Annotated in this window: 10 protein-coding genes; 8 read left to right on the top strand and 2 right to left on the bottom strand. The window is 53.7% G+C overall.

Features of this window, described 5'->3' with window-relative positions; all coding sequences use genetic code 11:
- Nucleotides 1–22 precede the first annotated feature (22 nt).
- Nucleotides 23–1843, top strand: a complete 1821-nt coding sequence (locus CSQ89_RS12300; protein ID WP_099406450.1) for a M61 family metallopeptidase — start codon at nt 23–25, stop codon at nt 1841–1843.
- A gap of 228 nt (nt 1844–2071) precedes the next feature.
- On the opposite strand, the gene CSQ89_RS12295 is transcribed toward CSQ89_RS12300, so the two are convergent.
- Nucleotides 2072–3325, bottom strand: a complete 1254-nt coding sequence (locus CSQ89_RS12295) for a D-amino acid dehydrogenase (RefSeq protein ID WP_099406449.1) — start codon at nt 3323–3325, stop codon at nt 2072–2074.
- A gap of 114 nt (nt 3326–3439) precedes the next feature.
- Here CSQ89_RS12295 and CSQ89_RS12290 point away from each other — a divergent pair, with 114 nt between their 5' ends.
- From CSQ89_RS12290 to CSQ89_RS12260, 7 genes are all read left to right on the top strand, one after another.
- Nucleotides 3440–5290: a sensor histidine kinase gene (locus tag CSQ89_RS12290; RefSeq protein ID WP_158228985.1), complete on the top strand. Its 1851-nt coding sequence runs from the start codon at nt 3440–3442 to the stop codon at nt 5288–5290.
- 139 nt (nt 5291–5429) lie between these two features.
- Nucleotides 5430–6485: a recombinase RecA gene (recA, locus tag CSQ89_RS12285; RefSeq protein WP_099406447.1), complete on the top strand. Its 1056-nt coding sequence runs from the start codon at nt 5430–5432 to the stop codon at nt 6483–6485.
- 59 nt (nt 6486–6544) lie between these two features.
- Nucleotides 6545–7057, top strand: coding sequence for a recombination regulator RecX (gene recX / locus CSQ89_RS12280; protein ID WP_199065481.1), 513 nt, complete (start codon nt 6545–6547; stop codon nt 7055–7057).
- Nucleotides 7050–7418, top strand: a complete 369-nt coding sequence (locus tag CSQ89_RS12275) for a VanZ family protein (RefSeq protein ID WP_099406445.1) — start codon at nt 7050–7052, stop codon at nt 7416–7418. The genes recX and CSQ89_RS12275 overlap by 8 nt, the downstream gene beginning before the upstream one ends.
- A gap of 409 nt (nt 7419–7827) precedes the next feature.
- Nucleotides 7828–9912: a prolyl oligopeptidase family serine peptidase gene (locus CSQ89_RS12270; protein ID WP_099406444.1), complete on the top strand. Its 2085-nt coding sequence runs from the start codon at nt 7828–7830 to the stop codon at nt 9910–9912.
- A 191-nt stretch (nt 9913–10103) separates the two neighbouring features.
- A complete protein-coding gene (gene alaS, locus CSQ89_RS12265) occupies nt 10104–12731 on the top strand; it encodes an alanine--tRNA ligase (protein ID WP_099406443.1) in 2628 nt (875 codons plus the stop codon).
- A gap of 202 nt (nt 12732–12933) precedes the next feature.
- On the top strand, nt 12934–13542 hold the full coding sequence (locus tag CSQ89_RS12260; protein ID WP_199065478.1) for a DUF4197 domain-containing protein: 609 nt from the start codon (nt 12934–12936) through the stop codon (nt 13540–13542).
- A gap of 164 nt (nt 13543–13706) precedes the next feature.
- Here the strand turns inward: CSQ89_RS12260 and CSQ89_RS12255 are convergent.
- Nucleotides 13707–14185, bottom strand: a 479-nt coding sequence (locus CSQ89_RS12255) for a transposase (protein ID WP_143747072.1), incomplete at its 5' end; no start/stop codon positions are given.

The raw sequence follows: 14185 nt of genomic DNA, 5'->3' as shown, positions 1-14185 counted from the left end.
TTTCCTGCCATCGAGTGCTGCGATGAAGCCCGCCATTCACTACCGCATTTCTGCCGCTTCGCCCGAAGCCCATCTGTTTGAAGTCCGCCTGCATATCAGCGCTCCCAATCCTGCCGGCCAAACCTTGAGTCTGCCGGTCTGGATTCCGGGCTCTTACCTGATACGTGAGTTCGCCAAACACATCGTCAGCATCCGCGCGGAAGACGAGCGGGACGAAATTGCCATCGAAAAAACCGATAAGAATCACTGGCGGCTATCTCCTGCGCAGGGGGCCGTGACGGTCCGCTATACCGTGTATGGCTACGATTTGTCGGTGCGTACCGCCTACCTCGACCAGACGCGCGCCTTTTTCAATGGCAGCAGCGTCTTTCTGGCTGTCGATGGGCAACAGGACCAGCCGGTCGAGGTCGACATTGTCGCACCCAGCGGCAAGGCTTACCGTGAATGGCGCGTCGCCACCAGCCTGCCGCCGCACAAGGCCAAGCCTTATGCCTTCGGCAGCTACCGCGCCGGCAATTACGATGAGCTGATCGACCACCCGGTTGAAATCGGCGACTTCGCGCTTATCCAATTCAAAGCCTGTGGCGTACCGCACGACATTGTGCTGGCCGGCCGCTTGCCCAAGATCGACTCCAAGCGCCTCGCGCGTGACACCAAGAAAATCTGCGAACACCAGATTCGGATGTTTGGCGAGCCGGCGCCGTTCGAGCGCTATGTCTTCATGACCTTTGTCAGCGGCGAGGGGTATGGCGGGCTGGAACACCGGGCCTCTACGGCCCTGATGTGCGCACGTGACGACCTGCCCAAGGAGGGGGAAACCAGCCTGAAGCATGGCTATCGCCAATATCTGGGTCTGATTTCGCATGAGTACTTTCACAGTTGGAACGTAAAGCGCATCAAACCCGCCGCCTATGCGCCCTACCCTGCCGGATGCGAAGCCTATTCCCGGCTGCTGTGGGCCTTTGAGGGGCTGACAAGCTACTACGACGACCTGACCTTGGTTCGCGCCGGCCTGATCGATGCCGACAGCTATCTGGAACTGCTGTCACAGACCATCACTGGCGTCATGCGCACGCCGGGCCGGGAGGTGCAAACCTTGGCAGAGTCCAGCTTCGATACCTGGGTCAAATACTATCGCCAGGACGAAAACAGCCCGAACAGCGGCATCAGCTACTACACCAAGGGCGCATTGGCTGGTTTATGCCTTGACCTGCATATCCGCCACGAAACCCTGGGCAAGCGCAGCCTGGATGATGTCATGCTGGCTTTGTGGCAACGCTATGGCCGCGATTTCTATGCCGGTAAAGCGGTTGGTGTACCAGAAAACGCTTGGGAAGCCATCGCGAGCGAAGTGACGGGGCTCGACCTCAAACCGCTGTTCGATCGCTTTCTACGCAGCACCGAAGCCCTGCCATTGGCCGATATGCTGGCTACAGTCGGCATCCAGTGGCAGGCACGTACCCAAGTGGGCCCTGGAGATAAGGGCGGGTGGCTCGACAAAGGCAAACCGGCTGGTGTCTGGCTTGGGGCGCGAACCAGCAGCGATGGTGCACTGGTAAAGCTGACTCATGTCTTCAATGATGGCCCGGCACAGCACACCGGCCTGAGCGCTGGTGACGTATTGGTCGCCATCAGTGGCCTGAAAGCCACACCCGCCAACCTGGAGGCGGCCTTAGCTGCAGCCAAACCTGGCGACAAGTTGGACGTGCTGGCTTTTCGCCGCGACGAACTGATGCAATTCAAACTCAAGCTGGAAGCAGCACCTACCGACAGCATTGGTTTGAAGCGAGATGATGCCGATACCATCAAGGTGGCGGCCCGGCACGCTTGGCTTAATGCCTAGGCAAGGTATCTGATTTACACGAAAGAACGGCGCTAAGAACCTGTCTAAAGTCTGCTACGCGTCCGCAATATGGCGTTGAAAACGTCCTTGGAATGCGCATTTACCACTTGTAAACGCCGCTTCCTCGGCTGTTTTCGCCTTATCTTGCCCTAGCTCGCGAGACCATAGACGGGTTCTAAAAAAGCCGGCTTTTTTCAGCATTCATTCTGTTCTCTTTCTTGTTGATATCTAGACCAGAAAATCAAAATCCAGCTCCGGTTTATGCCCCGCAATCAATTCCGCCACCGCCCTGCCCGACCCAGGGCCTTCGGTCCACCCCAAGGTGCCATGGCCTGTATTGAGATAAAGATTGGGTAGGCGCGAACGACCGATCAAAGGCACGTTCGAAGGGGTGGATGGACGCAAACCCGCCCAGAACTTCACAGAATTGGGGTCACCCGAATTGGGGAATATCTCGAAATAACGCCGTATCAACGCCTGGCAACGCACTGGATTGAGCTCAGTGTTATAGCCATCAAGCTCTGCTGTACCGGCAATCCGCATCCGATCACCAAGCCGGGTGAAGACCATCTTCATCGCACTATCGGTAATGCTGATGTTGGGTACGCCTTCATACCCCTCAACCGACATGGTCGCGGAATAGCCTTTGGTGGGGTAGATAGGCAAATTGAGACCTACCTTGGCCGCCATCAATGGGCTGTAGCTGCCCATGCAAAGCAGATAGGTATCCGCTTTCAGCACCTCGTCTCGCCCTTCGCAGGTACGCACCCTCACACCGGTGATCTTGCCACCGTCGGACAACAGCTCCCGGATACAGGTATTGAAACGGAATTCCACTCCCTTATCGGCCGCCAACTTGGCCAATCCCTGCGTGAATAGATATGCATCACCAGATTCATCATCCTCCGCCCAGGTGGCACCCACCAAGCGCGAGCCCAGCGCCCCTAACGCAGGCTCCAGCTCCACCGCCCGCTCCCGGGGGATGGCCTCCCGGTGGCAGTGGTATTGACGCATGAGCGCCGATGCTTCGGCCGCAGCATCAAACGTATGCTGATCAAAGAATATTTGTAAAATACCCCGCGTGGAATGGTCATACTGGATGCCCGCACTGGCGCGCAATCGTTGCAACGTGGTACGACTATATAGGCCCAGATTAACCATCTGGATCGTATTGTGTACATGATGACTTGGGAGGCACTCACGCAGGAACCGCGCGCCCCAGTTCCACTGGCGCAGATCGAAGCGAGGTCGAAACAACAGGGGTGAATCTTCATGCCAGAGCCATTTGAGTACTTGCAAAGGCGCGTCGGGGTTCGCCCAGGGCTCGGATTGGGATACAGAAATCTGACCGCCATTGGCAAAACTGGTCTCCAATGCGGCTTCTGGTTGCCGATCCAACACCGTTACTTCAAAGCCTGCTTCACGCAAAAACCAGGCTGAACTGACGCCGGTAATGCCGGCTCCCAGGATCAGGACACGCAAGTACTTCTCCTTTTCACCACAATGCCGTTTGCATCGCTTACGACTGAGCCTAATAATAGGCAGATAGCACTCAGCGGCAATTATCCAACAAAAATCACAGGGATACGCTTTCCAATGACATTAACCCTGCGTACCGCCGTCATCCTGGCGATTCTGACCGGGCTTATGGTGCCCAGCATTTTCATCAACCTTCTGAGCATACAGCGGCAAGAAAACGCGCTGCTCAAGAATCTGGATGAAGACCATAAGCGAATTACCGACATTCTCGTTCTCGGTATGCAGGAGCCGCTGTGGAATCTGTCGCCTGATACCGGTAAGCCATTGCTCGATTCAGTCATGAGTGACACGCGCATTGTGCGTGTCAGCGTACAAGATGCCACACTGGGTACCTTTCTGGAGCGGAATCAGCCGGAACGACGCCAAGGCAAGCTCCGCATCATCCCGCGGGACGTCAGAAAGCAAGGCAATGTGATTGGTAAGGTAACCGTCGAAATGCACGACGGTGCAGCCTTGGATTCCATCCACCAGTATCAGCTTTACTCCATCATCACCGCCGCCATCCAGCTGGCTATCAGCCCCGCGCTGATCCTGCTGTTGCTGCAAAGCCGTGTGCTGAATCCATTGCAACGCTTGATGGCGGAATCGATCCGTCTGGCAAAGCGTGAGCTGTCCACGCCGTTTGAATGGAAGCGTCAGGATGAGATCGGCAAACTGGGCCAAAGTTTGGAAATTACCCGACAATCTTTGCACAGCCTGTTTGGCGAACTGGAAAGTAAAAACCACGAACTGGAAGCCGATATCCAGCAGCGACGCCAGATCGAACAAGCGCTCCGCGCCAGCGAAGACCGCTATCGCCGCCTAGTCGAATCCACCAACGTTGTCCCCTGGGAAGCCAACCCGGCTGAATGGCGCTTTACCTATGTCGGGCCGCAGGCCGAAGTACTGCTCGGTTACCCACTGCACATCTGGTACAGCGAAGGCTTCCTGAGCAGCTATCTGCATCAGGACGATCGCCATCTAGCCTATAAGCTCTTTACCGAAGCCCAAGATATCGACCGGCCTATCGAATTCGAATGCCGTTTGCTGGGCAACGATAGCCGACAAGTCTGGGTCATGCTGATCGCCACGGTCATTCCGGACGATGCAGGCGAACGCCATCTGCAGGGCTACCTGATCGACATCTCGGCACGTAAGACGACGGAAATCGAGCTGAACCACTACCGCAATCACCTGGAAGAACTGGTCGAGCAACGCACCAAGGCGTTGGCTGCGGCGAATAAAGAACTTGAAGCTTTCTCCTATTCAGTCTCACATGACTTGCGCGCGCCGTTGCGTAGTGTTGATGGGTTCTCGCAAGTGCTGCTGGAAGACTATGCGGACAAGCTCGACGACGCTGGCCGGCAGTACCTGGCGCGTATTCGCCGTGCCACCCAGAACATGTCCAACCTGATTGACGACCTGCTCAATCTGTCCAAACTCACCCGGAGCGAGATCAAGACCCAGCCGGTCAATCTTTCAGAGATCGCCATTGATATCCTGCAAGAGCTGGAAAGCAGCGAACCCAAACGCCAGGTCGCCCTCAGTATCATGCCCAACCTGGTTACCGAGGCTGACCCCAAGCTGATTCGCGTTGCCTTACAGAACTTACTGTCCAATGCCTGGAAGTTCACCGCCAAAACCGCCAATGCCGAGATCAAATTCGGTGCTACCCATATTGATGGTCAAAACGCCTTCTATGTGTCGGATAACGGCGCCGGCTTCGATATGACCTACGCCGACAAATTGTTTGGCGCATTCCAGCGTCTGCATAATGCACAGGAATTCGAAGGCAACGGTGTGGGGCTGGCCATTGTCCAACGTATCATCAACCGTCACCACGGTCGGATATGGACTAAGAGCACACAGGGACAAGGCGCCATTTTTTACTTCACCCTCCCACGCCAAGCAGAAAATGGGACAAGCTAAGTGTTTGATTGTAAATAAACACATCGAAATTTCCCGCAATAGGGTCGTGCAGATACTTCACAGCATAAATGCTTGTGCTATAGTCCGCTCGACCCGAATTAGAGAACGAACGTTCTCCAAATGCCAAGGAAACTGAAACATGGACGACAACAAGAGTAAGGCTCTGGCCGCTGCGCTGGCGCAGATTGAAAAGCAATTTGGTAAAGGTTCCATCATGAAGATGGGCTCGGGCCAGATCGAGAACGATCTGCAGGTCGTATCGACCGGCTCGCTGGGCTTGGACCTCGCTCTTGGTGTGGGTGGCTTACCACGGGGCCGTGTTGTCGAAATCTATGGCCCAGAGTCATCAGGCAAAACAACCTTATGCCTGCAAGCTGTTGCCGAAATGCAGAAGCTGGGTGGCGTAGCCGCCTATATCGATGCTGAAAATGCACTCGACCCAGTCTATGCAGGCAAGCTCGGTGTCAATGTTGGCGACATGCTGATCTCCCAGCCCGATACAGGCGAGCAAGGCCTTGAAATCGCCGATATGTTGGTCCGCTCTGGCGGCGTAGACATTATCGTCATCGACTCGGTGGCAGCATTGGTGCCCAAGGCCGAAATTGAAGGCGAAATGGGTGATAGCCATGTCGGCCTGCAAGCCCGCCTGATGTCACAAGCGCTGCGCAAACTCACAGCCAACATCAAGCGTACCAACACCCTGGTGATTTTCATCAACCAGATCCGCATGAAAATCGGTGTGATGTTCGGCAGCCCCGAAACCACAACAGGGGGCAATGCACTCAAATTCTACGCCTCCGTTCGCCTGGATATCCGCCGTATCGGGGGTATTAAGAAGGGTGAAGAAGTGGTCGGCAATGAAACCCGCGTCAAGATAGTAAAAAACAAAGTTGCACCACCGTTCCGCGAAGCTCACTTCGACATCCTGTACGGCCAAGGCATCTCACGCGAAGGTGAGATCGTGGAATTGGGTGTTCAACATAAGTTGGTTGATAAATCCGGTGCATGGTATGCCTACCAGGGTAATAAGATTGGCCAAGGCAAGGACAATGCGCGTGAATACCTCCGCGAAAACCCAGCCATCGCTCGGGAAATCGAAGCCAAGATTCGCGCCGCCGTCGGTATCAATGCACCGCTACCCGTCGGTAATGAACCCAAGCCAAACGACATAGAGGTAATGTCGGAAGAGGCCTAGTAACCTGCTGACGATCTATGGCGAGCAATCGTACAGTGGGGTGAAGCGCAGAAATCGGAATGTTCACTAGCCCGAACGCCACCCTGTACGGGTGGCGTTTTTATCTCTCATACTCCATGCCCAATATCGACACACTGCGTGACAAAGCCTTGGCGCTATTGACCCGGCGCGAGCATTCACGCCAAGAACTGCGCCAAAAACTAAGCCGGCCAGCCGATACAGACGTGGCGGAGCTGGACAACCTGCTGGATGAATTGGAAGAGGCGGGCTGGCTATCCGATGTACGCTTCGCCAGCGCCTATATCGCAGCCTACATCAACCGATTTGGACAATACCGGCTGGAAAACGAACTACGGGAACGCGGTATTTCCGATGACGTTATCCGCAGCGCATTGGTCGAGATACCTGCAGAAGAAAGTGAACTGACTCGGGCAAAAACTGTCTGGCAAAAGAAGTTTCAAACATTGCCACACAATGCCAACGAGCATGCTCGCCAAGTGCGCTTCCTACAAAGCCGCGGCTTTTCTTACGACACAATACGCCGGGTGCTCTCGGTGCAAGACGATGAATAAAATACTCTTGATCCCCCGCAGGCTGGGCCTGTTGGGCGGCATTATGTTGATTGCCGCCATTTTGGTCGGCTCGCTGATGCCAAACCCACCCATACCCGAAGCCCCCAACAGCGACAAAATTGCGCATCTGCTCGGCTACGCATTGCTAAGCGCCTGGTGGTCACTCAATCTGCCGAAGCGCCCTTGGCTGGTCTTCCTTACCGGTAGCGCCCTCGGCGTAATTATTGAATGCCTACAAGCCCTCACGCCTTACCGCAGCTTCGACCCACTCGATATGTTGGCCAACAGCGCCGGCTGCCTTATCGGCTTACTGCTAGCATGGCTGTTACGCCCCTGCCTTAAGGTCAGCGATCACGCTTAAGTACCATTGGTATCCTGTAAAAACCTGTTTACGAACTTACTGCGCAGCCGTGATCAGAGCTCTTGTGCTGCTCGAAATCCTCATGTACAAAAGTACATTCCGGTTTCTGCGCTGCGCTTCAGCCCGCTGACGACTGCTCGCAACAAATCGTAGACAGGTTTAAGACCGAGTTTCAGCTACTACTGACGCAATCTGCCCAGCGCTAAGGCACAGAGCACAAGCGGCAGTAGGTGCTGATTCACAATCAGTGTTTCCCATTCAGAACACTCTAGTGCAGCCCGTCGCAGAAAATGGCATCGCAGCACGCGTTTCCCTATCCTCATCTGCCTGGATTTTTAAAGCGATGGCACTTTACTCACCACAAACGGCGCAGTAAAGAGCAGCCCTCCATGTACAAAAAGGGAGACACATGAAGAAACAAATACTATCGCTGGCTCTGTCCGGTATTGCGCTTACGACACAGGCCGCCCGACCGACTGATGCATACCAGTGGCTGGAGGATGTAGGCGGAGCAAACTCGCTTGAATGGGTCAAGGCTCAAAACGCGATCAGCCACGGCATGTTGGAGCAAGAACCCGACTACCCCGTACTGCGTAGTCAGATTCTGGACATACTGAACGCCAAAACCCGTATTCCTTATGTCAACAAACTCGGTGAGTACTATTACAACTTCTGGCGTGATGCAGAGCATCCACGTGGTGTTTGGCGCCGAACCGACCTAGCGAGCTATAAGACAGCTGAACCGAAGTGGGAAACAGTGCTTGATCTAGACGCGCTGGCCCAGGATGAAAACGAAAACTGGGTCTTCAAAAATAGTAACTGTCGCTACCCCACCTATGATCGCTGCCTGATTGAACTATCCCGTGGTGGCGCTGATGCTGTCGTCGTACGTGAGTTCGATGTAACCAGCAAGTCGTTTGTGAAGGATGGCTTCAACTTGCCCGAGGCCAAGAGTGACGTCAATTGGCAAAGCGCCGATGCCCTATTCGTCGGCACCAACTTCGGCCCAGGGTCACAAACCGATGCTGGCTATCCACGAGTCGTTAAGCTTTGGCAGCGCGGCACCCCTTTATCTGTCGCAAAAACCGTGTTTGACGGCCAAAAGACCGATATGTCGGTTTCTGCCCATGTATCGGAACGTACAGGCTATCGGTATGAACTTGTAGAGCGTGGCGTAACCTTCTACACCAGCGAAACCTGGCTGCGAGAAGGTGACAAACTTAGCCGGATTAGTGTGCCGGATAGCGCCAAGGTAAGCTTTTTTGGCCCCCAGATGCTGATTCATCTACGCAAACCCTGGCGTATAGGTGGCCAGACATGGCAAGCAGGCAGCTTGCTTGCGACTGATTTCAACGCATTCCAAGGTGGGCAACGTCAATTCACTGCGCTGTTTACCCCCAGCCCCACCACCGCATTGGAACGCGATGGCGTCAGTTTTACCCAGAATTATGTCTTGCTCAGCAGCTTGGACAAGGTCAAGGGCCGAATCACAGAATGGCGGTTCAATGAGGGCAAGTGGACATCGCGAGAAGTTGGTGCCCCTGCCTTTGGCAGTTTGGGCGTAAGCGGCATAGATGAAGATAGTTCGGATGAGTATTTCCTCACCCATGTCGACTTCCTCACGCCCGACTCCCTCTATTTAGGCCAGGCCGGCAGTGATCAGCACGAGTTACTCAAACAGCGCCCTGCGTTCTTCGACGCCAGCCGTTTCGAGATTGCACAATACGAAGCCAAGTCCAAGGACGGTACCCAAATACCTTACTTCATCGTCAAAGACCGTGATCTGAAACTCGATGGCAACAACCCTACCCTGCTCTATGGCTATGGCGGCTTTGAAGTAAGCCTAACGCCCTGGTATTCGGCAGGGGCCGGTAAAGCCTGGCTCGAAAAAGGTGGGGTATATGTAGTAGCCAATATTCGTGGCGGAGGCGAATTTGGTCCACGTTGGCATCAGGCTGCGTTAAAACAACATCGCCAGAAAGCTTATGACGACTTTACCGCTGTGGCTGAAGACCTGATCACGCGCAAAGTAACCCAGCCTAAAAAACTTGGCATCATGGGCGGCAGCAATGGCGGCCTTTTGATGGGGGTAATGTTGACCCAACGTCCCGATTTGTTTGGCGCTGTCGTTTGCCAAGTACCCCTGCTGGATATGCGCCGCTATAACCAACTTCTGGCCGGTGCATCATGGGTAGGCGAATATGGTAATCCCGATATCCCGGCTGAATGGAATTACATTCGTAAGTTCTCGCCTTATCACAACATAGAAACAGGCACAAAGTACCCAAATGTATTGTTTACAACCTCAACACGTGATGATCGAGTCCACCCCGGACATGCCCGCAAGATGATGGCAAAGATGCAGGGTATCGGTATCAAGAATGCTTGGTATTACGAGAACATCGAAGGCGGACATGCAGGGGCTGCCGACAATAGCCAAAAGGCAGACATGACTGCGCTCGAGTTCAGCTTTCTTTGGAAGATGCTGCAGTAAACAATTTAGCGTTTGTACTCAAGCCGGCCAGTGGCCGGCTTTTTTAATATTGACACCATTTACCCAGCCCATGCTGGCGGATGCAAAACAAGTACATACGGTACGTCACCATACGGCCACCTCCGCCAAGGCGGTAGTTTCGGGCATAATTGACGGCTATTTTTCGACTTCCCGCACGGATCATCCTCGTCATGCGCACTGCAGAAATCCGCCAAAAATTCCTCAGCTTCTTTGAAAGCAAGGACCATCAGATCGTCGCCTCCAGCCCACTCGTACCGGGCAACGATCCGACCATCATGTTCACCGTGGCCGGCATGGTGCAGTTCAAGGATGTCTTCCTCGGCTTTGAAAAACGCGGCTATACCCGCGCCACCACCAGCCAGAAATGCCTGCGGGCAGGTGGCAAGCACAACGATTTGGAAAACGTCGGCTATACCGCTCGCCACCACACCTTTTTCGAGATGCTGGGCAACTTTAGTTTCGGCGACTATTTCAAGCGTGATGCCATCACCTATGCTTGGGAATTTCTGACCAGCCCACAATGGCTGAATCTTCCCAAAGACAAGCTGATGGTCACCGTGTATGCCTCTGACGATGAGGCTTATGATATCTGGCACAAGCAAGTGGGCTTACCTGCCGAAAAGATCATCCGCATTGGCGACAACAAAGGTGCCCCCTATGCAAGCGATAATTTCTGGACCATGGGCGATACAGGTCCCTGTGGCCCATGCAGTGAAATTTTCTACGACCATGGCCCTGATGTAGCTGGTGGCCCTCCAGGAAGTCCCGATGAAGACGGTGACCGCTACATGGAGATTTGGAACAACGTGTTTATGCAATTCAACCGTGACGAGACCGGTGTATTGCATCCCCTGCCCAAACCTTCAGTAGATACAGGTATGGGCTTGGAACGCCTTTCTACTGTACTTCAGAACGTCAAATCCAATTACGAGACCGACATCCTGGCCAGCCTGGTCAAAGCTGCCGCGCGCGAAACCGGCGTGGCCTACAGCCAGGACCAACCTTCATTGAAGGTTATTGCTGACCATATCCGTGCCTGCGCCTTTTTGGTCGCAGATGGCGTAATTCCTTCAAACGAAGGCCGTGGTTATGTATTGCGCCGCATCGTTCGCCGTGCCGTGCGCCATGGCTATAAGCTGGGCCAGAAAGGCTTGTTCTTCCACAAGCTGGTGAACGACCTGGCTTTGCTGATGGGTGATGCCTACCCACAACTTATTGAGGGAAAAAACCGCATTACCGCCGCCTTATGTGCCGAGGAAGAACAATTCGCCCGCACACTCGACATTGGTATGTCACTGCTGGAAAAATCCTTGGAAGGCGGCAAGAAGACATTGGATGGCAAAACTGCATTCACATTGCATAGTACCTATGGCTTTCCAATTGATCTGACAGCAGATATCTGCCGTGAGCGCGAACTTCAATTGGATATGGCTGGCTACGAACGTGATCTGACCGAAGAACAAGAACGCGGACGTGCAGCAGGTAAATTCAATGCTGCCGCCAATGTGGAATACAACGGTAATGACACCATTTTTGAGGGCTATGCCAGCAATAGCTGTGAAGCCCGGGTGCTAGCGCTGTATAAGGGCGGGGCAGCAGTCGAAGCCCTACAAGCTGGTGAAGACGGTGTGATCGTGCTCGACAATACCGCCTTCTATGCCGAGGGTGGCGGGCAAGTTGGCGACAGCGGCAAGATCATCGCTACTGGCGGTATTGACGCCTTGTTTGATGTAGCAGACACCCAAAAGGTTAAAGCTGCCGTATTCGGCCACCAAGGCAGATTGGTACGCGGCACCCTACGCCTCGGGGATGCCGTTACAGCCACTATCGACCTGCACAGACGATTGGCTACAGCACGGAACCACTCTGCTACTCACCTACTGCATTCTGCTTTGCGAGAGGTGTTAGGGACCCATGTGCAGCAGAAAGGGTCACTGGTGAATCACGAGCGTACCCGTTTTGACTTTGCTCATACCCATGCAGTTACGCCTGAGGAAATTGCCAAGATCGAATCCGTAGTCAACCATGTCATCGCACAAAATTATGCCGTGACTGCAACCATCATGAAGCAGGATGAGGCACTGAAATCTGGTGCGATGGCGCTGTTTGGGGAAAAGTATGGTGATGAAGTTCGTGTCTTGAAGATGGGCAACTTCTCTACCGAATTATGTGGTGGTACCCATGTGCACCGTACCGGCGATATCGGTTTCTTCAAGATTGTTACCGAAGGTGGTGTTGCCGCGGGCATTCGCCGCGTAGAAGCTGTCACCGGTGCTGGCGCGTTAGCTTATGTACAACGCCTAGAGCATGAGGTCAAGGCGGCAACGCAACTGGTCGGTGCCCAACCTGGCGACCTGATTGGCATGCTAGAAAAAATACAGGCTGAACAGAAGTCCCTGGAAAAAGAACTGGCCAAACTCAAGGGTAAACTGGCGGCCAATGCTGGCAACAGCTTGCAGGATCAAGTCATCGAAGTAGACGGCGTCAAAATGTTGGCTGCCACCGTAGAAGGTGCTGACAGCAACGCCCTGCGCGAGATGGTCGACAAATTGAAGGATAAGCTGGGTAGCGCTGCCATCGTTTTGGCATCGGTAGCAGACGGCAAAGTGGCGCTGGTAGCGGGTGTTACGCCCGACTTAACCAGCAAGCTCAAAGCCGGCGAACTTGTAAACTTTGTTGCCCAACAAGTTGGTGGAAAGGGCGGCGGGCGGCCCGATATGGCCATGGCTGGCGGTACCAACCCAGATGGCTTATCAGCCGCATTGGATAGCATTGTTGGCTGGATCAAAAGCAAGTAAGCCCATCCACCCAAAGAAAAGGCCGACGTTGATGTCGGCCTTTTCTTTGAACTGAACGAATATCATCGACTTCACACTATACCTACAGTACAAACTACCTAAATACTCCCTACTAAACGAGATAACCATGTTACGCCGACTCTCTATTCTCACGCTGTCTCTCTTATTCAACCTAAACGCTTTGGCAATCAACCTTGAGCAATTGAGCGGCAAGGATGCATCCAGCGGTCTGAAAGAAGCGCTGACGACATCTGCCAATAAAGCCATCAGCCAATTGAGCCGGACTGATGGCTTTCTCGGTAATGAACAGGTCAGAATCCCCTTACCTGATAACTTGAAACAAGTAGAGAAAATGCTGCGCCAATTGGGAATGGGTCAGAAAGCTGATGAGCTAGTCACGGCAATGAATCGTGCAGCCGAAAGTGCAGTGCAAGAGGCTAAGCCCATTCTGGTCAACTCGATCAAGAACATGAGTTTACAAGACGCAAAGGGCATCCTAAGCGGCAATGAATTCGCAGCAACCGAGTACTTCCGTCGTAGCAGCGGTACAGCCATTACCGAGAAGTTTTTGCCTATCGTCAAAAAATCTACCGCCAACGTAAAGTTGGCCGAAAAATACAATGCCTATGCAGATCGGGCAGCCAAGCTAGGCTTAATTAACACAGAAGATGCAAATCTGGACGCCTATGTCACACGTAAAACCGTAGACGGCTTGTTTCAGATAATTGCCAATGAGGAAAAAAATATACGCGCCGACCCAATGGGGCAGGCAAGTAAGTTACTGCAGAAAGTATTTGGTGCTAAATTGTAGAAGTTCAGACTTGATCTGACAGTTGCCCGTTTTGACGGTGCCCGATTGTCAGATCAGTTCAGGTCTTCTACTTTCTCCTTCCACAGTGATTTACCATCGTTCAACGTCTGTAGCGGTGTTCGCCGGGGGTGTCAGGATTTCCGTGTTCAGGGCGGGTTTGAGATTCACACGGATGGCCGAATAAACCGGTCCGCGTAAAGAATAGCGAATTGGTTCATCGCCGTCTTCCAATCCTTAGCGGCACGACTCCAATCAGCGGTGATATTGCGCAACGCCAGCCAGATGAGCTTCGTAGCGGCCTCGTCGGATGGGAAATGCCCTCGGGTCTTGATGATCTTCCGTAGCTGGGCGTTGATGTTCTCGATGGCATTTGTCGTGTAGATCACTTTGCGTACTTCGGGTGGAAACGCGAAGAATGGGATGACGCGATCCCAGGCATTACGCCATGCAGCACTGACCGTCGGGAACTTCTGACCCCAAGGGCCCTCAGCAAATGCATCCAACTCGGCCTGTGCTGCCTCTGCGCTTGGCGCGGTGTAGATCGGCCGAATCGCAGCTGCCAATGGCTTGCGATCCTTCCAATTTGCATAGTCAAGGCTGTTCCGGATCAGATGGACGATGCAGGTCTGTAAGGTCGTGGCAG

This window comes from Chitinimonas sp. BJB300, from assembly GCF_002735695.1.
Classification (GTDB): domain Bacteria; phylum Pseudomonadota; class Gammaproteobacteria; order Burkholderiales; family Chitinimonadaceae; genus Chitinimonas.
The sequence above is the reverse complement of the archived record's forward strand: the minus strand, read 5'-3'. Positions and strand labels throughout refer to the sequence as shown.